The organism is Rugamonas rubra, from assembly GCF_900114705.1.
Taxonomy (GTDB): domain Bacteria; phylum Pseudomonadota; class Gammaproteobacteria; order Burkholderiales; family Burkholderiaceae_D; genus Rugamonas; species Rugamonas rubra.
This window is the reverse complement of sequence record NZ_FOTW01000007.1, coordinates 112,517-138,160: the sequence shown is the minus strand read 5'-3', so window position 1 is coordinate 138,160 and position 25,644 is coordinate 112,517. Positions and strand designations below refer to the sequence as shown.

At 64.9% G+C, this 25,644-nt stretch carries 18 protein-coding genes; 12 read left to right on the top strand and 6 right to left on the bottom strand.

The features are described 5' to 3' along the window. Positions 1–115 precede the first annotated feature (115 nt). A complete protein-coding gene (locus BM252_RS06960; protein WP_093385499.1) occupies positions 116–1,141 on the top strand; it encodes an MBL fold metallo-hydrolase in 1,026 nt (341 codons plus the stop codon). An 84-nt stretch (positions 1,142–1,225) separates the two neighbouring features. Here the strand turns inward: BM252_RS06960 and BM252_RS06955 are convergent, their stop codons facing one another. Continuing rightward, the gene (locus BM252_RS06955; RefSeq protein WP_245774138.1) at positions 1,226–1,504 is read right to left on the bottom strand and encodes a hypothetical protein; all 279 of its coding nucleotides are present in this window, start codon (positions 1,502–1,504) and stop codon (positions 1,226–1,228) included. Positions 1,505–1,803: 299 nt separating this feature from the next. Then, on the bottom strand, positions 1,804–4,311 hold the full coding sequence (locus BM252_RS06950) for a TonB-dependent receptor (RefSeq protein WP_245774137.1): 2,508 nt from the start codon (positions 4,309–4,311) through the stop codon (positions 1,804–1,806). Positions 4,312–4,567: 256 nt separating this feature from the next. Between BM252_RS06950 and BM252_RS06945 the strand changes: the two genes are divergently transcribed. The 6 genes from BM252_RS06945 (at position 4,568) to BM252_RS06920 (ending at position 12,459) form a co-directional block, all read left to right on the top strand. Then, positions 4,568–5,575 (top strand): LacI family DNA-binding transcriptional regulator, encoded by a 1,008-nt coding sequence (locus tag BM252_RS06945; protein WP_093385497.1) that lies wholly within the window; start codon positions 4,568–4,570, stop codon positions 5,573–5,575. A gap of 130 nt (positions 5,576–5,705) precedes the next feature. Continuing rightward, positions 5,706–8,039 carry a glycoside hydrolase family 65 protein gene (locus BM252_RS06940; protein ID WP_245774136.1) on the top strand — a complete coding sequence of 778 codons (2,334 nt, stop codon included), beginning with the start codon at positions 5,706–5,708 and terminating at the stop codon, positions 8,037–8,039. Positions 8,040–8,049: 10 nt separating this feature from the next. Continuing rightward, on the top strand, positions 8,050–8,733 hold the full coding sequence (gene pgmB, locus BM252_RS06935; protein WP_093385492.1) for a beta-phosphoglucomutase: 684 nt from the start codon (positions 8,050–8,052) through the stop codon (positions 8,731–8,733). Positions 8,734–8,906: 173 nt separating this feature from the next. After that, complete coding sequence (locus BM252_RS06930; protein ID WP_093385489.1) at positions 8,907–10,175, top strand: MFS transporter; 1,269 nt, start codon at positions 8,907–8,909, stop codon at positions 10,173–10,175. A 10-nt stretch (positions 10,176–10,185) separates the two neighbouring features. Beyond that, on the top strand, positions 10,186–11,196 hold the full coding sequence (locus BM252_RS06925; RefSeq protein ID WP_093385486.1) for a substrate-binding domain-containing protein: 1,011 nt from the start codon (positions 10,186–10,188) through the stop codon (positions 11,194–11,196). Between the two features lie 81 nt (positions 11,197–11,277). Then, positions 11,278–12,459, top strand: coding sequence for an ATP-binding protein (locus tag BM252_RS06920; protein ID WP_093385484.1), 1,182 nt, complete (start codon positions 11,278–11,280; stop codon positions 12,457–12,459). Between the two features lie 142 nt (positions 12,460–12,601). On the opposite strand, the gene icmF is transcribed toward BM252_RS06920, so the two are convergent. Together icmF and BM252_RS06910 are read right to left on the bottom strand one after the other, a co-directional pair. Beyond that, complete coding sequence (icmF, locus tag BM252_RS06915) at positions 12,602–15,907, bottom strand: fused isobutyryl-CoA mutase/GTPase IcmF (protein WP_093385482.1); 3,306 nt, start codon at positions 15,905–15,907, stop codon at positions 12,602–12,604. Positions 15,908–16,098: 191 nt separating this feature from the next. Then, positions 16,099–19,683, bottom strand: coding sequence for an indolepyruvate ferredoxin oxidoreductase family protein (locus tag BM252_RS06910; RefSeq protein ID WP_093385479.1), 3,585 nt, complete (start codon positions 19,681–19,683; stop codon positions 16,099–16,101). A 374-nt stretch (positions 19,684–20,057) separates the two neighbouring features. On the opposite strand from BM252_RS06910, the gene BM252_RS06905 reads away from it, so the two are divergent. Both BM252_RS06905 and BM252_RS06900 read left to right on the top strand, forming a co-directional pair. Next, positions 20,058–20,333: a hypothetical protein gene (locus tag BM252_RS06905; protein ID WP_093385477.1), complete on the top strand. Its 276-nt coding sequence runs from the start codon at positions 20,058–20,060 to the stop codon at positions 20,331–20,333. Positions 20,334–20,337: 4 nt separating this feature from the next. Further along, a complete protein-coding gene (locus BM252_RS06900; protein ID WP_093385474.1) occupies positions 20,338–20,862 on the top strand; it encodes a helix-turn-helix transcriptional regulator in 525 nt (174 codons plus the stop codon). A gap of 27 nt (positions 20,863–20,889) precedes the next feature. Here the strand turns inward: BM252_RS06900 and BM252_RS06895 are convergent, their stop codons facing one another. Then, positions 20,890–21,825, bottom strand: a complete 936-nt coding sequence (locus BM252_RS06895) for a LysR substrate-binding domain-containing protein (RefSeq protein WP_093385471.1) — start codon at positions 21,823–21,825, stop codon at positions 20,890–20,892. 140 nt (positions 21,826–21,965) lie between these two features. Between BM252_RS06895 and BM252_RS06890 the strand changes: the two genes are divergently transcribed. Further along, the gene (locus tag BM252_RS06890; RefSeq protein WP_093385468.1) at positions 21,966–23,186 is read left to right on the top strand and encodes an HD-GYP domain-containing protein; all 1,221 of its coding nucleotides are present in this window, start codon (positions 21,966–21,968) and stop codon (positions 23,184–23,186) included. Positions 23,187–23,207: 21 nt separating this feature from the next. Here BM252_RS06890 and BM252_RS06885 read toward each other — a convergent pair whose 3' ends face one another. Continuing rightward, positions 23,208–24,251 (bottom strand): GGDEF domain-containing protein, encoded by a 1,044-nt coding sequence (locus tag BM252_RS06885; protein ID WP_093385465.1) that lies wholly within the window; start codon positions 24,249–24,251, stop codon positions 23,208–23,210. 523 nt (positions 24,252–24,774) lie between these two features. Between BM252_RS06885 and BM252_RS06880 the strand changes: the two genes are divergently transcribed. Together BM252_RS06880 and BM252_RS06875 are read left to right on the top strand one after the other, a co-directional pair. Beyond that, positions 24,775–24,969 (top strand): Flp family type IVb pilin, encoded by a 195-nt coding sequence (locus BM252_RS06880; RefSeq protein ID WP_093385463.1) that lies wholly within the window; start codon positions 24,775–24,777, stop codon positions 24,967–24,969. Positions 24,970–25,032: 63 nt separating this feature from the next. Next, the gene (locus BM252_RS06875; protein WP_093385460.1) at positions 25,033–25,563 is read left to right on the top strand and encodes an A24 family peptidase; all 531 of its coding nucleotides are present in this window, start codon (positions 25,033–25,035) and stop codon (positions 25,561–25,563) included. The last annotated feature ends 81 nt before the right edge of the window (positions 25,564–25,644 follow it).

Sequence of the window (25,644 nt, the reverse complement as noted above, 5' to 3'; positions counted from 1 at the left end):
TTTCCAAAAATAGAAACTACACTGTGTAGTGTACATTGTGCGTTTAAACTCAACCGAAACGGCATCGATCTTGCGCCTATCCCGCCTCATCCTGACCCTTGGAGCCCTGCTCGTCATGAACACCACCGCTATTTCCGCCGACAATGTCGGCGTCCTGACCACGGCGCATCAGCGCGACGGCAAGTACCGCAACCCGGTCGCCATGCACAAGATCGGCTTCGCCAAATCGCTGGGACTGATGGTGCGCTTCCTGTTCAACAAGCCGGCCGACACGGTGCCGAGCAAGCCCATCCCCGTGCAGACGGTGACCAAGAAACAATTGTTCGATGCGCCAGACAATAGTTTATTCCGTCTCGGCCATTCGACCATGCTGCTCAAGCTCAGCGGCCAGTTTTGGCTGACCGACCCGGTGTTTTCCGAGCGCGCCTCGCCGGTGCAGTGGGCCGGGCCGCAGCGCTTCCACCAGCCGCCGATCAGCATCGACGATTTGCCGCCAATCACCGGCGTGATCCTGTCGCACGACCACTACGACCACCTCGACTACGCCGCCGTGCTCAAGCTGGCCGCCAAGACCGAGCACTTCATCTCCCCCAACGGCGTCGGCGACACCCTGATCGAATGGGGCATCCCGGCCGGCAAGGTGCATCAGCTGGGCTGGTGGCAGAGCAAGCGGGTGGCCGGGTTGAAGCTGGTGGCGACGCCGGCCCAGCACTTTTCCGGCCGTGGCCTGTTCGACGGCAACAAGACGCTGTGGGCCTCCTGGGTCATCGAGGACGGCGACACGCGCGTCTTTTTCAGTGGCGATAGCGGCTATTTCAAGGGATTCAAGGAGATCGGCGACAAATACGGTCCCTTCGACCTGACCATGATCGAAACCGGCGCCTACGATCCGCAGTGGCCGGATATTCATATGCAACCGGAAGAGACGATGCAGGCCCACATCGATTTGCGCGGCAAGGTGCTGCTGCCCATCCATAACGGCACTTTCGACCTGGCCTTGCACGCATGGAACGAGCCGTTCGAGCGCATCGTCGCGCTGGCCGGTGCACGGGGGCAAACGCTGAGCACGCCGGGCATCGGCAGCGCGCTCGACCTGAAGCGGCCGGCGGCGGGGGAGCAGTGGTGGTTGCAGGCGCTGTAGCGCGCCTGACTATTTAGGGTCAGACCCTAGGGTCTGACCCTGGCTCGGCGGTGCCAGCGCCACCACAACATCGCGGCAGTACGCTCAGGCGGTGATGTTGATCAGTCGGCCCAGGGTCTCGCCCCGGGCGTTGATCTGCGGCTTGGCCTGGGTCAGCTCGGCCGGCAGCTTTTGCTGCGACACGGGGGGATTTTGGATGGCCCTGTCGAGCCGGATGGCCGGCGCGGCGGCCGGCGCGGTCTGCTGGGCCTGACGGCTTTGTGTCTGGGTCTGGGCCAGGTCCTCCTTGTCCTTGACCAGCTGCTGCTGGCTTTGCTCCAGCCGGCTGGCGTCCTGGTTGACGCGCGACTGGTCTTGCTGCACCAGCCTCTCGGCCTGGGCAATCGATGCTTGCAGACTACTTATGGACGTTACGGAAACCACAGTCATCACCTCAGCCAAATTCCGCCCGGGCACACCAAGTTGACGGGCGCGACGGTGCGGATCGAAATCAATCAAGTGCAGCTTCAGCGTAGGCCATAAAGCGCTTGGACGCCAGAACTTTCGTGCAGTGTTGATAATGCTACTTGTGTTTTCGGAAATAAAAAAGGGCAAGGCCGACTACGCCTTGCCCGCAAAGGGACTCTGTTTAGTAAGCGCTCACTCGCGCCACAACTTCCTGTTTAGAAGCGATACAGCAGTGAAGCCTCCACCGAGCGGCCGAACAGCGGACGCGCGTTGATCGGGCCGCTGCCGCCGGTGGTCAGGCGCGAATTGCCTTCGGTCAGGCCGAGGGCGTTGTTGACGTTGCTGGCGTTCAGGCGCAGCTCGATCTTGTCGCCCAGCGAGGCCAGCACGCCCAGGTCGATGGTGCGGTAGGACGGCAGGTATTGCTGGTTGGCCTGGTCGGCGTAGCGCTCGCCGATCGAGGTGTAGGTGCCGTACAGCTTGACCGAGTTGTTGTCGCCGAAGGGGATGCGGTAGGTCGGCGTGAAGCGGAACTGCAGCTTGGGCTGGCGTTGCACGGTGTTGCCGGCGGTGGCCGGGTTGTCGCGGTATTCCGACTTCTGATAGTCGCCCGTCAGGCTCAGCTGCAAGTTGGCCAGCGGACGCAGCGCCAGTTCGAACTCGACGCCGTTGCCCTTGGAGCCGCTGACCGAGTTCAGCGTGGTGCCGTTGGCGAGGATCTGCGAGAAGGCGATGCCGTCGAATTCCGTGTGGAAGGCGTTGACATAGGCGCTGTAGAACGAGTTGGCGGTCTTGAAACCGATCTCGTACTGGCTCACCTTGGGCGTCGGCAGGACGCTGCGGTCGTTGGCGGCGGCCTGGCTGCCGGCGCCGCGCAGATCGTCGAAGGAGACGAAGGTGTGGCCGCGGTTGGCGCGCACGAAGACGCTGGCGTCCTTGCTCAGCTTGTAGTTGCCGCCGATGGTGAAGGAGTTGGCGCTGTCCTTGCGGTCGATGAAGGTGTTCGAGCCGTTCGGCATCGAGGTGCCGTTGTTGTAGACGGTCAGCGGGTTGTTGTCGGTATCGCCGGACATCAGGTTGGAAATCGTCGCGCTGACGCGCTGGCGCTCGTGGCGCACGCCGGCGTCGACCTTGATACGGTCGTTGATCTTCCACTCGTCGGAGACGAAGACGGCGGTGTTGTTGCCGTCGTAGGAGGCGACCGGGGCGTAGAAGACGTTGCCGTCGGTGCCGTTCTTCGAGACGACGACGCCGTTGTCCAGGGTCACGTTGATCAGGCTGGCGTTCGGTACGGCCGTCATCAGGTGGCTGTTGCCCAGATACCAGACGTCGCGCGAGGAGTAGTCGGCGAAGTAGCCGCCGACGGTGACGGTGTTGTCCTTGCCCACTTCCTTGCTGACGCGCAGTTCGTCGGTGAAGGAACTGAGCTTCTTCTCGACCGCCCACAGGCCGGCCTGCACCACTTGCTGGTCGGCCGCCACATTGCCGCCGTGGACGAAGGTGGTGTTCGCCGAGGTGGCCAGCTTGCCGCCGGCCGCCGCCACCACGGCGGCGTTGCTGTTGGCCGATTTGATGGCGGCGGCGGTGTAGTCGGCCATGCTCAGCGGGTTGTTGCCGGTGAACATGGCGTTGGTGTTGAGGTCGCCGCTGAAGTGGTTGAACTTGTTCGATACGCTCCAATCGCCGATCTTCTGGTCGAAATTGGCGCCGAAGACGGTGGCTTTGAGGCCGCGTCCGTCGCCCAGGTCCTTCGTCAGCGTCTTGCCGGGAGCCGCCTCGATGGTGTAGTTGCGCATTTCGCCGCTGACCAGGGTGCCCTTCAGCGGGTCGAAGCCGGGGAAGGCCGAGATGGTGTGGCCGTTGTTGCTGGAGATCAGAGGCACGCCGGTGTAGAAGGCGTTCTTGTCGTCGGTGTTGCGGGCGTAGATGGTCAGCTCGCCCTGGTCCAGCTTGCGGGTCAGGGTGGCGGTCAGCTGGTGGCCGTCGTCGGCCGGGAACTGGGCGTCGCGGATGCCGTCGGTTTTGCGGTAGAAGCCGCCGATGGAGCCGTACCAGCCGTCGCTGATCTTGCCGCTATAGAACATGTCGACGCGCCGCAAGCTGCCGGTGCCGGTGGTGAAGCGCACCGTGCCCTCCGGCGTGTCGCCGCCCTGTTTCAGCAGGAAGTTCATGGTGGCGCCGGGCTGGCCGTTGGAGAAGATGGTGCTCGGGCCGCCGCGCAGCACTTCGACGCGCTCGATGGTGTCGTCGAGGCGGAAGGCGGACGAGCCCTCGAAGAAGGACAGGGTCGGCGGCGGGAAGATCGGGTTGCCCATCATCTGCACGGAGACGAAAGGCGAATCGCTACCGGAGGGGAAGCCGCGCACCTCGATGTTGGCGCCCGACTGGCCGCCGGTCGATTCGGCGTAGACGCCGGGCACCAGCTTCATGATGTCGGCGGTGCTGCTCGGCGCGGCCGACTTCAGCTGTTCTTCGCTGGCGGTGGTGATCGAGAAGGCCGAGTCGATCTTGCGCACGCCACGGGCGCCGGACACGCCGGTCACCACGACTTGCTGGATTTCCTTGGCGACGGCGTCGCTGGCCGGGACCGCCGCCGGCGCTTCGTTGGCGTTCTGCGCCTGCGCTTGGTTGATCAGGGTCAGTACCGCGAGCGTGACTGAGGACAGTAGGAACTTGTTCTGGCTTTTCATGTGCTTGGCTTTCTCTTTTTTGGTATGAATCATGTCGTCTCCTGGACAGTGTGCCACCTTCCAATTCACCGCAAGGCAGTTCCATCCCCATCTTCCGCCTGGCTGACACCGGGTCTTTCCTGGCCGCCGAAGCCGTCTTGCGGATTTGGCGGAAAGCAGAAGATTGGCCATTGAAACAATAAATGATATCGATGTCAATTGAATTGTTATCGATGTCATCAAATGCGCCACACGCAAAAAACCTGTCATAATGCGTGCGCAAACCCCGTTTCCAACCTAAGAGCCATCAATGCCATCGAACAAGATTAACGTGCGTAAAAGCGACTCGGCGCTGACGATGGAGGACCTGGCCAAGCTGGCCGGCGTCTCCAAGATCACCGTCTCGCGGGCGTTGCGCGATAGTCCGCTGGTCACGCTGGAAACCCGGGAAAAGGTGCGGCAGATCGCCAGCGAGCAGGGCTACCGCCTCAACATCAGCGCGCGCAATCTGCGCATGCGGCGCAGTTATTCGGTCGCCGTTGTGGTGGAAATGACACCCGTGCGCGGCCGGCCGATGTCCGACCCCTATCCGTTGGAGTTGTTGGGCGGCATTACGCAGGAGCTGACCACGGCCGGCTACAGCGTCGTGCTGACCTCCAAGCAATTGATGGACACGGCGCCGGTGCAGGGCGCCGACGGCCTGATCCTGCTCGGCCAGGGCTCGCACGGCGAGGCGGTGCGCACCCTGCAACTGACCGGCATGCCGCTGGTGGTGTGGGGCGCGCCGGAGGCCGGCGCCGACTACATCGTGGTCGGCAGCGACAACCGCAAGGGTGGCATCAGCGCGGCCGAGCGCTTCATCGCGCAGGGCCGCAAGAAGCTGGTGTTCCTCGGCGATGTGGACCACGCCGAGGTGCAGGAGCGCTGCGCCGGCTTCATCGACGCCATGGGGGGCCTGGCGATGGTGCACATCGTCCGGCCCAAGGCCTTCACCTTCGAGGCCGGCTTCGACAGCATGTCCGCGCTGCTGAAGAAGAAGGGCGCCAGCTTCGACGGCGTGTTCGCCGCCAGCGACCTGCTGGCGATGGGCGCGATCCGCGCGCTGGCGGAAAAGAACCTGCGGGTGCCGGAGAACGTGTCCGTCATCGGCTACGACGATACGCCCGGCGCGGCCAGTTTCGTGCCGCCGCTGACCAGCGTGCACCAGTATCTGCGCGACGGCGGCGTGTTGTTGGCCAAGAAGATGCTGGGCCTGATCGAAGGCGAGGCGGTGACGTCGGAGATGTTGCCGACCACCTTGATGGTGCGTCAGACCTAGTCCGCTGGCCACCCCAGAAATCATTTCCACCTGATGTAAAAAACCAACAGAAAAAATGCCGGCCACGGGTCCGATCCCGAATCCAAACCGGTTTGAGATACAAGAATACGCTCTTTTAAAGGAATCCATCGTGCAGTCGTCCGACCGTCCCCAACATACCTTCCCCCTCGAAGCATGGTGCATTCGGGAAACTTCCTTCGACACGGCCTCGCATTTCCTCGACGAGACCCTGTTCGCGCTGGGCAATGGCTACATCGGCCTGCGCGGTTCGCACGAGGAGGGCTACAGCGGCCCGGCCGGCACCTCGCTCGACGGCACCTATTTGAACGGCTTCTACGAGTCGGAAGCGATCCACTATCCCGAGGCGGCCTATGGCCTGGCCAAGACCAACCAGTTCATGCTGAACGTGCCGAACGCCAAGGGCATCGCGCTGTGGCTGGAGGACGAGCGCTTCGACCTGCTCGAAGGCAAGCTGGACCGCTACGAGCGCAGCCTGGACTTCCGCACCGGCATCCTGCTGCGCACACTGGAGTGGACCTCGCCGCAGGGCCGCCGCGTGGCGGTGACCAGCCGCCGCCTGGTCAGCTTCGACGACAAGCATCTGTTCGCCATTGAATACGAGGTGGTGGCGCTGAACTTCTCCGGCCGCGTGCGGCTGGTCTCCAGCATCGACGGCGCGGTGAAAAACATCGAGGCGGGCGACGATCCGCGCGTCGGCTCGGCCGTGTCCGGCCAGTCGCTGCGTGTGGTCGATTCGCAACTGGGGCCGAACTTCTCGGCGCTGGTGCAGCGCACCAGCAACAGCGGCTTCATGCTGGTCAGCGCGGCGCAGACGGAATTGCGCGGCATCTACGAGCTGAGCCAGACCCGCAGCGAGCAGCGCCTGGAGCAGACCTACACGGTGGCCGCGCTGGAGGGCGAGGCCGTGCGCCTGTGCAAGTTCGGCTGCTACTACTCGTCGCGCGACTATCCCGAGTCGGAATTGATGGCGCGCGCCAAGGAAACCTTGGCGCTGGCGCAAGGGCAGGGCTTCCGCGCGCTGGCCCAGGCGCAGGAGCAATACCTGGCCAACTTCTGGCAGCAGGCCGACGTGCAGATCGCCGGCGACGACGCGCTGCAACAGGGCATCCACTTCAACCAGTTCCACCTGCTGCAATCGGTCGGGCGCGACGGCAAGACCAACATCTCGGCCAAGGGCGTCACCGGCGAGGGCTACGAGGGCCACTACTTCTGGGACACGGAGATCTACATCTTCCCGTTCTTCCTCTACAGCAAACCCGAAATCGCCAAGAAACTGTTGGAGTACCGCTACGCCGGCCTGGCCAAGGCGCGCGAACGGGCGCGGCAGATGTCGCACGCGGTCGGCGCGCTGTATCCCTGGCGCACCATCGCGGGTGAGGAATGCTCGGCCTACTTCCCGGCAGGCACCGCGCAATACCACATCAACGCCGACATCGCCTATTCGATCAAGCTGTACATGGAGGCCACCGGCGACCTCGACTATTTGATCCGCTACGGCGCCGAGATCGTCTTGGAGACGGCGCGCATCTGGATCGGCCTGGGCTGCTACGACCGCGCCGGCCGCTACTGCATCAACCAGGTGACCGGACCGGACGAGTACACCGCCCTGGTCAACAACAACTACTACACCAACGCGATGGCGCAGATGCACCTGAACTTCGCCGTCGCCATCGCCGAGCAGTTGCAGGCCGAGCATCCGGCCGAGTACGCCCGCATCGCCGCCCTGGCCGGCCTGGACGCCGCCGAGCCGGCCGAATGGCGCCGCGCCGCCGCGCTGATGTTGCTGCCATACGACGAGGCGCTGCAAATCCACGCCCAAGACGACAGCTTCCTGTCGAAGAAGAAATGGGACTTCGCCGCCACGCCGAAGGAAAACTACCCGCTGCTGCTGAACTACCACCCGATGGTGATCTATCGCCACCAAGTGTGCAAACAGGCCGATGTGGTGCTGGCGTTGCTGTTGCTCAGCGAGCAGTTCACGCTGGACGACAAACGCCGCGATTTCGACTACTACGAGGCGGTAACCACCCATGATTCGTCGCTATCGTCGTGCATCTTCAGCATCATCGCCTCCGAGGTGGGCTACCACGACAAGGCCTATGACTACTTCATGGAGACCGCGCGCCTCGACTTGGACGACACCCACGGCAACACGCACTACGGCGTGCACACCGCCGCCATGGCCGGCACCTGGATGGGCGTGGCCTACGGCTTCGCCGGCATGCGCGTGTTCGACGGCGCGCTGCACTTCGCGCCGACCCTGCCCAAGCAGTGGCAACACTACACCTTCAAGATCCACTTCCAGGGCGCTTTGCTGGAGGTGCGGGTCGAGCCGGCGCGGGTGGAGTACCGCCTGCTGCAGGGCGAGACCTTGGGATTCCACCACCACGGCGAGCGCATCGAGATGACGCTGGCCACCCCTGTGCAATCGCGCAGCCATTGAGAGAGCCATCATGAGCACATCGCGTTTTAAAGCCGTTATCTTCGACCTCGATGGCGTCATCACCGACACCGCCCACTACCACTACCTGGCGTGGAAGCGCATGGCCGAGCAGCAGGGCGTGTATTTCGACCACGCCTTCAACGAGCAGTTGAAGGGCATCGACCGGATGGGCTCGCTGGAGCTGATCCTGGCGGCCGCCGGCCGCCTGTACACGCTGGAGGAGAAGCTGGCGCTGGCCGACAGCAAGAATCTGCACTACCAGGAGCTGATCACCGGCATGACGGCGGCCGACCTGCTGCCGGGCGCGGTCGCCGCGCTTGATGCGGTGCGCGCCGCCGGCTTGAAGATCGGCCTGGCCTCGGTCAGCAAGAACGCCTTCACCGTGCTGGACCGCCTGGGCATCCGCGACAAGTTCGACTACGTGGTCGACGCCGCGCTGATCGCCCGTGGCAAGCCGGACCCTGAGATCTTCCTCAAGGCCGCCAGCGAGCTCGGCGTGGCGCCGGCCGACTGCCTCGGCGTCGAGGACGCCGTGGCCGGCGTGGCCGCGATCAAGGCGGCCGGCATGTTCGCGCTGGGTGTCGGCCTGGTGTCGGTGTTGACCCAGGCCGACCTGGTGATCGCCGGCTTGGATGGGTTCGACCTGGCGGTACTGCAACAGGTGCCGGTGCGTTTGCAAACCCCAGCGGCGTAACCCCGGGGTCAGACCCCGTACGGGGTCTGACCCCAGCTTTGGCTTCGGGGTAAATATCAGCGTCCCCGGCGCCTTGATTACGTGACGCTCGGGGTGGACCACAGGTCGCACCCCGAAAAAACAGTTCCAACCACAAAAAATAAGAACAAAAATGAACACCATCCGGAGACAGCATGAAAAACCAGCGCATCCTCTTTGCCTTATTCCTGATCTACTTCGTCTTTGCGATCCTGCTCAATAGCGTCGGCACCGTCATCCTGCAGGTGATCGGCAACTACGGCGTCAGCAAGTCGGGCGCCAGCGTGCTGGAGGGCTTCAAGGACTTGCCGATCGCCATAGTGTCCTTCCTCGTCGCATCCTTCCTGCCCCGGCTCGGCTACAAAAAGTCGATGTTGATCGGCCTGGCCATCGTCAGCCTGGCCTGCACGGCCATGCCCCTGCTGCCCAGCTTTCTGACCACCAAATTGTTGTTCCTCTGCGTAGGCGTGGCCTTCGCGCTGGTCAAGGTGTCGGTGTATTCCACCCTGGGCCTGGTCGCCGCCGACCGCAAGCAACACGCCAGCCTGATGAACCTGCTGGAGGGCTTCTTCATGGTCGGCGTGCTCAGCGCCTACTGGGTGTTCGGCTACTTTATCGACTCCAGCGACCCCAAGTCGTCCAGCTGGCTGCAGGTGTACTGGGTGCTGGCGCTGCTGTGCGCGCTGACCTTCGCGCTGCTGCTGTCGACGCCCTTCAACGAGGACCGCGCCACCCTGCCGCCGGCGCGCGGCATCGCCGGCGACTTCGCCGCCATGCTGCAACTGTTTTTCAAGCCGCTGGTCTGCGTGTTCGTCATCACCGCCTTCCTCTACGTGCTGATCGAGCAGAGCGTGGGCACCTGGTTGCCAACCTTCAACAACGAGATCCTCAAGCTGCCGGCAGCGATGAGCGTGCAAGTGACCAGCATCTTCGCCGCCTGCCTGGCCATCGGCCGCCTGTCGGCCGGCGTGCTGATGCGCCGCCTGAACTGGTATCCGGTGATGAACGCCTGCGTCGTCGGCATGGCGGCGATGGTGCTGCTGGCCCTGCCGCTGACCCACGATGTTGTGGCAGATCCACACATCAGCTGGTCGACGGCGCCGCTGGCCACCTTCCTGTTTCCGCTGATCGGCCTGTTCATGGCGCCCATCTATCCGGCCATCAATTCGGTGATGCTGAGCTCCCTGCCAAAACATCAACACTCCGCCATGACTGGGCTGCTGGTGATTTTTTCGGCACTCGGCGGCACCACCGGCTCGCTGATCACCGGTTATGTATTCGGCAACTTCAGCGGTCATTTCGCCTTCTACCTGACTCTGGTTCCCATCTCTATCGTCTTGATTATGTTGTATTTTTTCAAAAATGCGGTGAACCACAGTGAGGGGGAATTTGATGGCTCGGCTATAATCAGTAGTCAACATTGATCGCTTCTCCATGAATCTCAAGAGTCTTGCCAACCTGCTGGGTATCTCCAAAACCACGGTGAGCCGTGCTTTGAACGGTTATCCAGAGGTGAACGGACGCACCCGCGAGCGCGTGGTGGCGGCGGCCAAGGCGGCCGGCTACCAGCCCAATCCGATGGCGCGCAGCCTGGCCGTGGGCCGCACCAACGTGTTCGGCATCATCTATCCGCTGCTGCCCACCGACTTGGGCGACCCGATGTTCCTCGACGTGGTCGGCGGCATGTCCGAGGCGCTGGAGCTGGCCAAGATGAACCTGATCATCGCGCCGGTGTCGCCGCAGAACGAGCAGCCGTCCTACCAGCAGATCGTGCGCGGCCGCCGCGTCGACGGCCTGGTGGTCGGCCGCACGTTGGTGCACGACGAGCGCATCGCCTACCTGAGCAAGAGCGGCTTCCCCTTCGTCGCCCACGGCCGCACGGTGATGAAGGCGCCCTACGCCTGGTTCGACTACGACAACGCGGCCGGCATCAAGCTGGCGCTGGACTGTTTGCTGGGGCAGGGCCACCAGCGTATCGCCCTGCTCAGTGCGCCGCTCGAACTGAATTTTGCCGCCCAGCGCAAGGACAGCTTCGTCGCCGCCATGAACGCGGCCGGCTTGGCCGTCGATCCGCGCTACTTGATCCCCGACACGCTGGACCGCCGCACCGGCTACCAGGGCATGCAGCAGTTGCTGGCCTGTTCGCCCCGGCCGACGGCGGTGATCGTCGACAACCACCTGTCCGGCGTTGGCGCCGTGCGCGCGTTGTTGGATGCGGGCGTGACGATCGGCAAGGAGATTTCCGTCATCGTCTGGGGCAGCATGGCCGACACGCTGGCCGGCTCCAACGTCACCACCATCGACCAGCCCGAGCCGCGCCGCGCCGGCGCGCGCATGGTCGAGATGCTGCAGGCCATCATCGACGGCACCCCGCCGGGCGAGTTGCACGAACTGTGGCAGCCGGTGTTGCTGCCGGGCGAGACGGTCGGGCCCTGCCTGGGCTAGACGCCGGCTTCGACCACGCGCCGCAGCGCTTTACAATGGATTACAATGAACCATTGTAATTACAAGCGATGGCGGTAATCCATGGTAAATCCCACTGTTGAGATCGACTGGCACTATCCGCGCACGGCGCTGGCGCAGGGCTATCTGGATACCTTGCGGGCGGGATTGATCTCGTCGCTGGTGCTGTTCGCGCCCCGCCGCAAGGGCAAGACCGAGTTCCTGCTGGACGATCTGTTGCCGGCGGCCGAGGCGGCGGGCTATCTGACCGTGTATTGCAGCATGTGGCAGAACCGTTCCGATCCGCTGGCGGCCCTGTTGGCCGCGCTGGCCGAGGCGGCCAAGCCGAAGACCCTGGGCGCCAAATTGCAGCACCGCCTGCTGCGCCCGTTCAAGAAGACCAGCCTGGAATTCGAGCTGAGCCACGTCGGCAAGGTCAAGGCGGAGGCCGAGTTCAACGCCAAGGACGGCGGCAGCCAGGCCCAGTTGCAGCGTCTGCCCGAGCTGATCGACAGCGTGGTGGCCGCCTCCAAGGGCAAGGTGCTGATCGCCTTCGACGAGATCCAGCATTTGGCCAAGCCGGAGTTCCAGGAGCTGGTAGCGGCCCTGCGCACCACGCTGGACGTGCGCAAGAAGACGGTCAAGACCATCTTCACCGGCTCGTCGCGCAACCGCTTGCAGATGATGTTCAGCCAGATCAAGGCACCGTTGTTCCAGTTCAGCCAGAGCACCGACTTCCCCGAGCTGGACGCCGGCTTCGTCGCCTTCATGGCAGGCGCGTTCAAGCAGGCCACCGGGCGCGAGCTGGCGCTGGAGCAGGCCAACGCCGCTTTTCTGGCGCTGGGTAGCACGCCGGGCTTGTTCCATGACGCGGTGGAGCGGGTGATGAAGATGGGCGGGGTGGACATCGCCGGCGTGGCGCAGGGTGTGTTGGCGGAGGCGCGCGAGGCGTCCGGTTATGCGCAGCGGCTGATGGAGATGCGGCCGTTGGACCGCGAGGTGATCCGCGTCATCGTGGCGCGCGCGCCCTTGTACACGGACGAAACGCGCACCAGGTTGGCGTTGGCCATCGGGCTGGGGGGCGAGCCGCTGTCGGCGCGCCAGGTGCAGGTGGCCGTCGAGCGACTGCTGGCCGAGCAGATCATCTACCAGGCCGCGCGCGGGGTGTATGAGATCGAGGACCACCAGCTGGGCGAGTGGCTGATGGCGGCGCCGCGGATGATGGGCGCGGGCGATATCGAAGGCGATGAGCCGTTGGCGCCTTGACTGGCGGAGCGAACCCCAACCGCTCTTTTCGGCTGAGCGGCGGTCGGCTGATCCAGGGTCAGACCCTCAGGGTCTGACCCTCAATGCCCGTCGCTGACTCGCCAGCGACGGGAAACGGGCATCGTAGCAGGCGCGCAGAACTTTACATGTTGCGGCGGTATTGGCCGCCGACCTCGAACAACGCCGTGGTGATCTGCCCCAGCGAGCAGACGCGCACGGCGTCCATCAACTTCTCGAACACGTTGGCGTTGTCGATCGCGGCCTGCTGCAGCGCCGCCAGCACTTGCGGTGCCTCGGCCGCGTTGCGGGCGTGGAAGTCGTCGAGGCGGGTCAGCTGCGACTGCTTCTCGTCGTCGGTGGAGCGGGCCAGTTCGATCTTCTGCGGCGTGTCGTTGGCCTTCGGATTGCGGAAGGTGTTGACGCCGATGATGGGCAGGGTGCCGTCGTGCTTCTGGTGCTCGTACAGCATCGACTCTTCCTGGATCTTGCCGCGCTGGTAGCCGGTCTCCATCGCGCCGAGCACGCCGCCACGTTCGGCGATGCGTTCGAACTCCTGCAGCACCGCCTCCTCCACCAAATCGGTCAGCTCGTCCATGATGAAGGAGCCCTGGTTCGGGTTCTCGTTCTTGGCCAGGCCCCACTCGCGGTTGATGATCAGCTGGATCGCCAGCGCGCGGCGCACCGACTCGTCGGTCGGCGTGGTGATCGCCTCGTCGTAGGCGTTGGTGTGCAGCGAGTTGCAGTTGTCGTAGATGGCGATCAGCGCCTGCAGCGTGGTGCGGATGTCGTTGAAGTCGATCTCCTGCGCGTGCAGCGAGCGGCCGGAGGTTTGGATGTGGTACTTGAGCTTCTGGCTGCGGTCGTTGGCGCCGTACTTGTCGCGCATGGCCACGGCCCACAGGCGGCGGGCGACGCGGCCCAGCACGGTGTATTCCGGGTCCATGCCGTTGGAGAAGAAGAACGACAAATTCGGCGCGAAGTCGTCGATGTGCATGCCGCGCGCCAGGTAGGCTTCGACGAAGGTGAAGCCGTTCGACAGCGTGAAGGCCAGCTGCGAGATCGGGTTGGCGCCGGCCTCGGCGATGTGGTAGCCGGAGATCGACACGGAGTAGAAGTTGCGCACCTCGTGGTGGACGAAGTATTCCTGGATGTCGCCCATCACCTTCAGCGAGAACTCGGTCGAGAAGATGCAGGTGTTCTGCCCCTGGTCTTCCTTGAGGATGTCGGCCTGCACGGTGCCGCGCACGTTCTGCAGCACCCAGGCGCGGATCTTGGCCGCCTCGTCGGCGCTCGGCTGGCGCTTGTTCTCCTCGGCGAACTTGTCAACCTGCTGGTCGATGGCGGTGTTCATGAACATCGCCAGGATGGTCGGTGCCGGGCCGTTGATGGTCATCGACACGGAGGTGCTCGGGCTGCACAGGTTGAAGCCGTCGTACAGCACCTTCATGTCGTCGAGCGTGGCGATGGAGACGCCGGAGTTGCCGACCTTGCCGTAGATGTCGGGCCGCAGCGCCGGGTCGGCGCCGTACAGGGTGACCGAGTCGAAGGCGGTCGACAGGCGCTTGGCGTCCATGCCGGTGGAGACCAGCTTGAAGCGGCGGTTGGTGCGGAAGGCGTCGCCTTCGCCGGCGAACATGCGGGTCGGGTCCTCGCCCTCGCGCTTGAAGGCGAACACGCCGGCGGTGAAGGGGAAGGAGCCGGGCACGTTCTCCAGCATCAGGAAGCGCAGGATCTCGCCGTGGTCTTCGTAGCGCGGCAGGGCTACCTTGCGGATTTTGGTGCCGGACAGGGTGTGCTGGACCAAACGGGTGCGGATTTCCTTGTCGCGGATCTTGACCACGTAGTCGTCGCCGGCGTAGGCGGCCTGCATGTCCGGCCATTGCGCCAGCAGCTTCTTGGCGCCGCCGTCCATGGCGGCGTCGCGCTCGGTGATCAGGTCGTCGAAGTCGGCGTGCTTTTGCGCCAGCGCCAGCATGCGCTTGGCTTCGGACAGTTGCTGGCGTTCGCGCGCCAGCACCACCTGCTTGCGGGTGAACTTGTGGTAGCCGCGCACGGTGTCGGCGATCTCGGCGAGGTAGCGGGCGCGCGCCGGCGGCACGATGACGTGCTTGCCGCTGGAGTATTTGACGTCGACGGTGGGCAGCTTGCCGGTCTTGGCCGGCAGGCCGAACTGGGCCAGCTTGGGCAGCAGGCCCTGGTACAGCGCGGTGACGCCGTCGTCGTTGAAGCGCGACGCCTGAGTGCCGTAGACCGGCATTTCGTCGGGCCGCTTGCTCCACAGTTCGCGGTTGCGCTGGTACTGCTTGGCGACGTCGCGCAGCGCGTCGAGCGAGCCTTTGCGGTCGAACTTGTTGATGGCGATGAAGTCGGCGAAGTCGAGCATGTCAATTTTTTCGAGCTGCGAGGCGGCGCCGAATTCCGGCGTCATCACGTACATCGACACGTCGACGTGCGGCACGATGGCGGCGTCGCCCTGGCCGATGCCGGAGGTCTCGACGATCACCAGGTCGAAGCCGGCCACCTTGCAGGCGGCGATCACGTCGGGCAGCGCCTGCGAGATCTCGGAGCCGGCCTCGCGCGTGGCCAGCGAGCGCATGAACACGCTGGCCTTGCCGTTCCACGGGTTGATGGCGTTCATGCGGATGCGGTCGCCCAGCAGCGCGCCGCCGGACTTGCGCCGCGACGGGTCGATCGAGATGATGGCGATGTCGATGGCGTCGCCCTGGTCGAGGCGGATGCGGCGGATCAGTTCATCGGTCAGCGAGGACTTGCCGGCGCCGCCGGTGCCGGTGATGCCCAGGGTCGGCACGGCCAGGCCGGCGGCCGCTTCGAGCAGCTCGGCGCGCAGCGCGGGCGTGGCCTTGTCGTTCTCCAGCGCGGTGATCAGCTGGGCCAGCGGGCGGTGGCGTTCGGCGATGTCGGCCGCGCCGGCGCCGGCGCAGGGAAGCAGAGGCGCCAGCGTGGTCGGCGAATACTGCGACAGGTCGATGTCGCATTGCTGCACCATCCATTGGATCATGCCCACCAGGCCCATGCGCTGGCCATCCTCGGGGCTGAAGATCTTGGTCACGCCGTAGGCATGCAGGTCGGCGATCTCGTCGGGCACGATGACGCCGCCGCCGCCGCCGAACACCTTGATGTGGGCGCCTCCGCGCTGGCGCAGCAGGTCGATCATGTACTTGAAGTATTCGACGTGGCCGCCCTGGTAGCTGGAGATGGCGATGCCCTGCACGTCCTCGGCCAAGGCCGCCGTGACGACCTCGTCGACCGAGCGGTTGTGACCCAGGTGGACCACTTCCACACCGTTCGACTGCAGGATGCGGCGCATGATGTTGATCGAGGCGTCGTGGCCGTCGAACAGCGAGGCGGCGGTGACAAAGCGGACTTTGTTGGCCAGCTTGGGCTGTTCGGGCGCTGCGGCGACTTTTGGTGCGGAGAGGTCGTTCATGGGTGTCCTTGTTGTGCGTGCGCGGTCTGGGGCGGATTCTAAGTTATATGACGTTAACGTTAACGTCAAGAAGAACTCGGCGAGCTCAGACGGCGAAAATTGTTCTTTACTCAACCCCCCGGGCGGAGGCGGGGGGCTGACCCCGTCCGGGGTCAGACCCCTTTTTGCGGGGTGCGGGGTGCGCTGGCGCCTCAGGCGGCGTGCTGGCTGCCACCGTCGATGGCCGCCTGCAGGCGCGCCTTCTCGGCGTGGAAGGTGGCGACGGCCTTTTCCTTGACGTGGCCGAAGCCGCGCACTTTTTCCGGCAGGTTGGCCAGGTCGACCGCCTGACTGTGGTTTTCCGGCGTCAGTTTGCCCAGCAGGCCCTCGACCATCTGGCGGTACTCGACGATCAGGGCGCGTTCCATCTTGCGCTCCGCGCTGTAGCCGAAGATGTCGAAGGTGCCGCCGCGCAGGCCCTTGGCCTTGGCCAGCAGCTGGAAGGCGCGCCACATCCACGAGCCGAATTCGGCCTTGACCAGGTGGCCCTTGGCGTCTTTCTTGGCGAACAGCGGCGGCGCCAGGTTGAACTTGACCGAGAAGTCGCCCTCGAACTGCTGCTTGAGCTGCTCGACGAAGCGGCCGTCGGTGTACAGGCGCGCCACCTCGTACTCGTCCTTGTAGGCCATCAGCTTGAAGTAGTACTTGGCGACGGCGGTCGACAGCTTGTTGCCCAGTCCGAGCGCGCTCTCCTTGGCGCGCACCTGGCTCACCAGCGCCTCGTAGCCCTCGGCGTAGGCGGCGTTCTGGTAGGCGGTGAGGAACTCGACGCGCTTGTTGATGACGTTTTCCAGACTCTGTGGCATCTGCACCACGATGGCCTGGGTCGGCGTGGCGATCTTCTCGACGCGCTTGAAGTCGACGGCGGCGCGGCGGCCCCACAGGAAGCTCTTCTTGTTGGAGGCGATGCCGACGCCGTTCAACTCGATGGCGCGCAGCAGCGACGCCTCGGTCAGCGGGATGCGGCCCTTCTGCCAAGCGTAGCCGAGCATGAACAGGTTGGCGGCGATCGAGTCGCCCATCAGCGCGGTGGCCAGCTTGGTGGCGTCGATGAAGTCGGCGCTGTTGTGCTCGGCGGCGCCGACCGATTCGCTGATCAGCGCGCGCACCTCGTCGACCGGGTACTGCCAGTCGGCGTTCTGGGCGAAGGTGCCGGGCGGCTGCTCGTGCAGGTTGATGACGGCCATGGTGCGGCCGGGACGCATCTTCGAGACGGCGTCGGCGGCGCCGGCGGTGAGCATGTCGCAGCCCAGCACCAGGTCGGCCTCGCCGGTGGCGATGCGCTGCGCGCGCAGGTGGGCCGGGGTCTTGGCCACCTTGACGTGGGAGGTGACCGAGCCGTTCTTTTGCGACATGCCGGTCATGTCCAGCACCGAGGCGCCCTTGCCTTCGAGGTGGGCGGCCATGCCCATCAGCGCGCCGACGGTGATCACGCCGGTGCCGCCGATGCCGTTGATGAGGATGTTGTAGGGCTGTTCGCAGTCCGGCAGCGTTGGCTCGGGCAGGGCGCCGTAGCCGTCGTCCTCGTTGTTTTTGGTGACGCCGGTCTTGGTCTTTTTCAGCGCGCCGCCTTCGACCGTGACGAAGCTCGGGCAGAAGCCCTTCACGCAGGAGTAGTCCTTGTTGCAGGACGACTGGTCGATGGTGCGCTTGCGGCCGAACTCGGTCTCCTTCGGCAGGATCGAGGTGCAGTTGGATTGGATGCCGCAGTCGCCGCAACCCTCGCAGACGGCCTCGTTGATGACCATGCGCTTGGCCGGGTCGGGGAACTCGCCCTTTTTGCGGCGGCGGCGCTTCTCGGCGGCGCAGGTCTGGTCGAAGATCAGCACGGAGACGCCGCCGACTTCGCGCAGCTCGCGCTGCACCGCGTCCATGTCCTTGCGGTCGTGCAGGCTGACGATGGCCGGCAGCGCCGAGCGGTCGGTGTAGCGGTTCAGGTCCTCGGTCACCAGGGCGATGCGTTTGACGCCTTCGGCCGCCATCTGCTGGGCGATCATCGGCACCGAGGTGATGCCGTCGACCGGCTGGCCGCCGGTCATCGCCACCGCGTCGTTGTAGAGGATCTTGTAGGTCATGTTGACCTTGGCCGCGACGGCGGCGCGGATGGCCAGGTAGCCGGAGTGGAAGTAGGTGCCGTCGCCCAGGTTCTGGAACACGTGGGGGATCGTCGAGAAGGCGGCCTGGCCGATCCACGGCGCGCCCTCGCCGCCCATGTGGGTGGTGAGCTTGTTGAACTCGGGGTAGATCGAGGTGGCCATCACGTGGCAGCCGATGCCGGCCAGCGCCAGGCTGCCCTCTGGCACCTTGGTCGAGGTGTTGTGCGGGCAGCCGGAGCAGTAGAAGGCGGGGCGGAAGGGCGTGTTGATGGCCTTCTTCAGCACGGCGTCCTTGGCGTCGAGGAAGCTCAGGCGGGCCTTGATGTGGTCGCAGGTGACCGGGTCGGAGATCAGCCGCTTGACGCGGCTGGCGATGACGCGCGCCACCTGCGAGACGGAGAAGTCGGCCTTCGAGGTGAGCAGCCATTCGCCGCGCGGCGCGACCCACTCGCCCTTTTCGTCGAACTTGCCGATGACGCGGGGGCGCACGTCGTCGCGCCAGTTGTACAGCTGTTCCTTCAACTGGTACTCGACGATCTGGCGTTTCTCCTCGACCACCAGGATCTCGTCGAGGCCCTGGGCGAACTCGCGCACGCTGTCCGGCTCGAGCGGCCAGGGCATGGCCACCTTGAACAGGCGCAGGCCGACCTTGGCGGCCATCTCCTCGTCGATGCCGAGCTCCTCGAGCGCCTCGAGCACGTCGAGGTAGGACTTGCCGGAGGCGATGATGCCCAGCTTGGCGTCCGGGCTGGTGATGGTGGTGTGGTTGAGCTTGTTCTCGCGGGCGTAGGCCAGGGCGGCGTAGATCTTGTAGTCCTGCATCAGCGCTTCCTGGTTGCGCGCCTGCTGGCCCAGCGGAATGCTCGACAGGCGGGCGTTCAGGCCGCCCTCGGGCATGACGAAGTCCTGCGGGATCTTGACCTCGACGCGGAACGGGTCGGCGTCGACCGAGGCGGAGGACTCGACCGTGTCGGCCAGCGCCTTGAAGGCCACCGTGCAGCCGGAGAAGCGCGACATGGCCCAGCCGTGGATGCCCAGGTCGAGGTACTCCTGCACGTTGCAGGGGTAGAGCAGGGGGATCATCGAGGCGGAGAACAGGTGGTCGGACTGGTGCGGCAACGTCGACGAGTAGGCGCCGTGGTCGTCGCCGGCCACCAGCAGCACGCCGCCGAGCTTGGCTGTGCCGGCGTGGTTCATGTGCTTGAAGACGTCGCCGCAGCGGTCGACGCCGGGGCCCTTGCCGTACCACATGGCGAAGACGCCGTCGTACTTGGCCTCGCCGATCAGGTCGACCTGCTGCGAGCCCCAGACGGCGGTGGCGGCCAGGTCCTCGTTGACGCCGGGGACGAACTGGACGTGGTGGCGCTCCAGGTGCTTCTGCGCCTTCCACAGCGTCTCGTCGAGGCCGCCCAGCGGCGAGCCGCGGTAGCCGGAGATGAAGCCGGCCGTGTTCAGGCCGGCGGCCAGGTCGCGCTGGCGCTGCATCATCGGCAGGCGCACCAAGGCCTGGATGCCGGAGAGGAAGATGTCGCCGGTCGTGGCGGTGTATTTGTCGTCGAGGCTGACGCTGGTCAGGCGGTCGGGGGCGGTCCCATCGTCTCGGGCGGACGTTGCTGGGCCGTGTGCCGTGGTATCGGGCATGGCTGTCTCCAAATGGTGTTCAGATCGCGCCCAGGCTTGGGGAGCGCCGGGTAGGCGCGCCAGGCTAGGGCCATAAACCGCTTTTTTTAGCGGTGTTGCAGACATTTTAGGCTTAAAAAATCCGCTGTGGCGGCCAGTGTACGGCCAGGTTGACGTATACGGAAATACCGTTCGGCGATGGGGGTATAAGAATAAATGATGGCCACGGCGAAGCCGGCCCTGTCTGAGCTGGGGCAAGGCCTGCGCGAGCTTTGCGGTGCAGACTGAAGGCGGGAATTGTGCTGCCGAGCGAGGGTGGAGGGCGCAACAACAGCATGAGAAAGTTCGGTTGTCACTTGACAACCGAAAGACAATGAACTACGCTGGAGGTAAGGATGGCACGAAGCTCACACCCCAACAAGGAAATCGAGGCGGCGCTGCGGCACGCCGAAGCCAACGGCTGGCAGATCAAGGTGGGCGGCAGTCATGCCTGGGGGCGGATTTTATGCCCCTACAACAATGACGAATGCCGTTGCGGCGAATTTTGCATCACCAGCATTTGGAGTACGCCCAAGAACAGCGGCAATCATGCCCGCGCGATTCTGCGGGTGGTGAACAACTGTAGTGAGCAGGTGCAATTGAAGGCACCTCGTCTAAAAAAAGTGGAGTGACGCCATGGACTACATCTTTACGCTGAAGTACCAACTGTCGGCCAACGACGACGATCTGGACGGCATCGTCGAGCGGCTGGGCGCCGGCGGCTGCGACGACGCGCTCATCGGCGTGGGCCAACCGGGCCGCATCGCCATGGAATTCACCCGCGAGGCCGCCAGCGCCGGCGAAGCCCTGATCAGCGCCCTGAGCGACGTCAAACGCCTGCTGCCGGAGGCCAAGCTGATCGAGGCGGCGCCCGATTTCGTCGGCCTGAGCGACGTGGCCGAAGTCATGGGCATGACGCGGCAGAACATCCGCAAACTGATGGTCAAACACAGCGCCAGCTTCCCGCCGCCGGTGCACGAGGGCAGCGCCGCCGTGTGGCATCTGGCCGATGTGCTGGCTTGGTTGAAGGCCAAGGGGGCCTACCAGATCGCGCCCGGCGTGGCCGAGGTCGCGGCGACGGCGAAACAAGTCAATCTGGCCCGGTCGGCGCCGCAGCTGGAGCCGGCGCTGCAACGGCAAATGCGGGCCTTGCTGGCCTGAACACGCCGGCGGCCCGGCCGCCGCGCGCTATGCCGGCAGGGCCGTCGCGCCCAGCCACACGCCGCCGGCGCACAGTTCGGCGCTGACCTGCTGCACCAGCCGGCCGACGGCCGCCGCCGCGTTGGTCAGCGGGATGTTCTTCGGGGCGCACAACACCACCGTGCGCGAGATGGCCGGCCGCTCGATGGCCTGCGACACCAGCGCGCCGCGCTCCAGTTCGGCCAGCAGCGGCGCCGCCGGCAGGATGGTGGCGCCCATGTCGGCCAGCAGGGCCGACTTCAAAATCGCGATGGAATTGATTTCAATGACGTTGGCGGTCGACAGGCCGGCGGCGCGGGCCACGCTTTCGATGCGCGGGCGCACGCCGTGCTGCAGGCCGGGCAGGATCAGGGTGGCCGCCAACGCCTGCTCCAGGGCTATGCTGCCGCCCGGCCTGGCGAAGACCGAGCCGGCGCGGCAGATGTAGCGCAGCTCCTCCTCCACCAGCGGGGTGCAGGCGAAGGGGCCGAGCTGGCCGTCGTCGAGCAGCACGGCGAGGTTGACGCGGCCCGATTTGAGCTGCTCGGCCAGGTTGCCGGTCAACTCCTCGGTCAGCTGCAGGGTGATCTCCGGGTAACGCTCGCGCGCCGCCATCAGCAGCGGCAGCGCCAGCGCGCCCGAGATGCTGTGCGGCAGGCCCAGCGTGACGCCGCCCGAGGGCCGCTCGGCCGACTGGGTGACGGCCGACTTGGCGTCGGCCACCTGCTTGAGGATGGCCTGGGCGTGCTCGTAGAAGACCTTGCCGGCGTCGGTGCTGAGCACGCCCTGGGCCGAGCGGTGCAGCAACTGGGCGCCGAGCTCCTGCTCCAGCTGGCGCAGCTGCTGGCTCAGCGCCGGCTGCGCCACGTGCAGCACCAGCGCGGCGCGCGACAGCGAGCCGTGGTCGACGATGGCGACGAAGTAGCGGAGTTGGCGCAGTTCCATGGGCGGGCGGGGCGGGCCGGTGTGGCCTAAGAGTGGACGGGAAACATCTGTTGACGGAGCAAAATTAGTCCTAGTGGAAACTGTTTGCTATACTCATTCTAACAAGATCCGTCGTTCCAGCCTTATTCGTAGGTGTTTCTATGCTCAAGAAAGTTGACTCGTCGCAGCTGAAGGTTGGCATGTACATCCACGATTTGAGTTGCGACTGGATGACCCACCCCTTCGTGCGCAACCGTTTCCTGCTCAGCAGCGAGGAGGAGATCCGCAAGATCGTCAACGCCGGCATCCACGACGTCGTCATCGACGCCGGCAAGGGGCTCGACGTGCAGGACGCGCCCACGCTGGACGAGGCGCAGGAGGCGACCGAGCGCGAGCTGACGGCGCTGGCGGCCAAGCCGGTGGTGGTGACCCGGGTCTCGCTGGGCGAGGAGATGGCGCGCGCGACGCAGATCCGCCACCAGGCCGCGACCCTGGTGCGCACGGTGATGCGCGACGCCCGGCTGGGCAAGGCGATCGAGCTCGACCAGGTGCAACCGGTGGTGCAGAACATCACCGAATCGATCCTGCGCAACCCCGGCGCGCTGGTCGGCCTGTTGCGCATCAAGAACAAGGACGACTACACCTTCCTCCACTCGGTCAGCGTGTGCACGCTGCTGGTGGCGTTCTGCCGCTCGCGCGGCATGGCCGCCGAGCTGACCCACCAGGCCGGCCTGGGCGGCCTGCTGCACGACACCGGCAAGGCGCTGGTGCCGGACGCCATCCTCAACAAGCCGGGGCCGCTGACGGACGAGGAGTTCGCCGTCATCAAGCGCCATCCGCAGGACGGCCACGCCATCCTGTTGAAGTCGCCCGAGGTCGGCGCCATCCCGCTCGACATCACCCTGCACCACCACGAGCGGCGCGACGGCAGCGGCTATCCGGACAAGCTGGCCGGCGACGCGATCAGCGAATTGGCGCAGATGGCGGCGATTGTCGACGTCTACGACGCGATCACCGCCGACCGCTGCTACCACAAGGGCATGTCGGCGGCGGCGGCGCTGCGCAAGATCTACGAGTGGAGCAAGTTCCACTTCAACCCCCACTACGCCCAGGAGTTCATGCGCTGCGTCGGCATCTATCCGGTCGGCACGATGGTGATGTTGGAGTCGGGCCGGCTCGGCGTGGTGGTCGAGCCGCACGAGACCAACCTGCTGGCGCCCAAGGTCAACGTGTTCTTCAACACCAAGCAGAACCTCTACATCAAGCCGGAGACGGTCGACCTGTCGCGCGGGCTGGGCTTCGGCGGCGGCGACAAGATCGTCGGCCACGAGTCGGCCGCCAAGTGGAACGTCGACCCGATGCGCTTCCTGACGCTGGCCTGAGGTCGGCGTCGTTTCCCTCGCTTAGAAGAATTCGGCGGTGTCGTTCGATTCGACGGTGCGCAGCTGGCCGCCGGAGACCAGCTCGTCGTAGTGGCAGGCCAGGTTGCGGCCGTGGCTCTTGGCGTAGTACAGCGCCTGGTCGGCGCGGCCGAGGATGATCACCGGCGCCTCGAAGGCGCTGATGCTGACGAAGCCGACGCTGACGGTGACCCGGCCGACCTGGGGGAAGTCGTGCTGCTCGACGTTCATGCGGAAGCGGTCGATGATCTTCTTGGCGTTGTTGAGCGTGGTCGAGCGCAGCAGCACGACGAACTCCTCGCCGCCGAAGCGGAACACCCGGTCCTGGGCGCGGAAGGAGGAGGTCAGCAGGTTGGCGATGAGGATCAGCACCTCGTCGCCGTACAGGTGGCCGAACTTGTCGTTGACCAGCTTGAAGTGGTCGACGTCGACCACCGCCAGCCACTGCTTCTCCTGGTCGGAATGGTGGCGCCGCTCCGGCTCGCCGGGCAGGTTCAAGGCGTCCTGCTCGGTGCTGGCGGCGAGCATCTTGGCCAGCTGGTCGTCGAAGGTCTTGCGGTTGAGCAGGCCGGTGAGCGAGTCGCGCTCGCTGTAGTCGAGCAGGTTCTGGAAGTTGCGGTAGACGCTGACGATGCCGCCGATGACGTGGATGGTGTCGCTGGTGTAGGGCGTCGGGTTGACGATCTCGAGGCAGGTGTCGGCCTTGTCGCCGAGCCAGATGGGCAGCCACAGGGTGTGCTCGCCGGCCGCGTTGGCGACGTCGGCGCTGGTCTCGTGGCGGGCGATGCAGGCGGCCAGGGCGGGGAAGTTGCTGATCGGCTCGCCGGGGCTGGCCGGATCCGGATTCTCCTCCATGCGGGCCGGCTGGCCGGCCGTGATGATGGCGCGCGGACGCACGAACATCTTGCCGCGCACCATGGCCAGGCTGAGCACCCGCGTCTGACTGGCACGGGCAAGCTCCTGCACCGCCGAGATCACCGAGATATCGAGCATCGTGTGATCGCGGTGGCCGGTCATGTCCACCATGTGTTTCAGTAGGGAATCCATTTTCTTCTCTGGAAAAAAATCACACAAGCATTGTGCCGAGCCACGTTCCGTTCACGCCTATCACCCTATTGCCCGCTGTTTTACCGGTGATGGTAAGGCGCACTGTGAAGCATTGCACGGGGCCTTTCCAAAGAACAGTCAAGTAGGATAATGGCTTTTTGCATTATAGGCAATTCATGTGTGCAAAAAAAAACATTTCAGCCATTGCCACGCCCATTTTTGCCACAAGCCAGGCGCAACGGGCGGCCCAATCGAGCGTACCCGCCAAGCAGCCGTCGCAGTTTGACATAAGCCAGCGGCGCTGTCTGCGCGCGGCGCGAGATCGGCGTATTCCGCCCAAAAATGGTTCCGTGTGGAAAACTTGCGCAACGTCAATTTCGGTTTCTCGGCAGACTTTATAGTGGATTCAATGGCGCAGCGATAGCGATGCAAGCCAGGCGGCGGCAGGGTTTGTGTGGCGCGCCAGGGGGAAAGCCAGAGTCTTCCACTGAGTTGTCTTTCAATTACTTATTAGGGGTCTGTCATGAACACACTGATTGCAGCAGCAAAAGAGTTTGGCCGCGATGAAGAGGGGATCACCGCCATCGAGTACGGTTTGATCGCGGCACTGATGGCGGCCGCCATCGCGGCGGCGCTGGCCCCGGTGAGTGCCGGACTGTTGGCCCGCTTCCAAGCCATCGCCAACAGCTTGACGCCGGCAGCGCCGGCAGCGCCCTGAACCAGCTCGACCTTCCGGCGCGCAAGGCGCCGGAAGGTCGGCTTTGAAAAGGTGGAGATCATTATGTTGAACGCGATCGAAGTGATTCTGCTCTGCATCGTCGCGCAGGCCGCCGTTACCGATCTGGCTGTGCGCAAGATTCCGAACGTGCTGGTGCTCGGTGGCTTGGCGCTGGCCTTGATCCTGCATCTGCTGATCGGGCCGCGCTGGGCGCCGGCGACGCACTGGCTGGCCGGCATCCTGGCCGGCTTTTTTTTGTTCCTGCCCCTCTACCTGCTGCGCGGCATGGCCGCCGGCGACGTCAAGCTGATGGCGATGGTGGGCGCCTTCACCGGGCCGTGGGCGGTGTGTTACATCGCCATGCTGACCTGCCTGTTTGGCGGCCTGATGGCGCTGGGCATCATGGTCGCGCGCGGGCGCTGCCGCCAGGGCCTGGACAACATGTGGGCCATGAGCAAGCCCGTCCTGCTGCGCCTGTTGGGCGTTCCCCTGCGCCGGGTACCATTGGCGCCCTGCGCCAGCGTCGGCGGCATGCCCTACGGCGTGGCCATCGCGCTGGGCACTTTCTGCTTTGTGGCGTTGACACACCACTGAGCCCGGCACGGGGCGCACTTTGTTGCTTATCAATATACGCCAAGAAATCGACCGATAAGATCTATTCCTGAGCGAAACAAA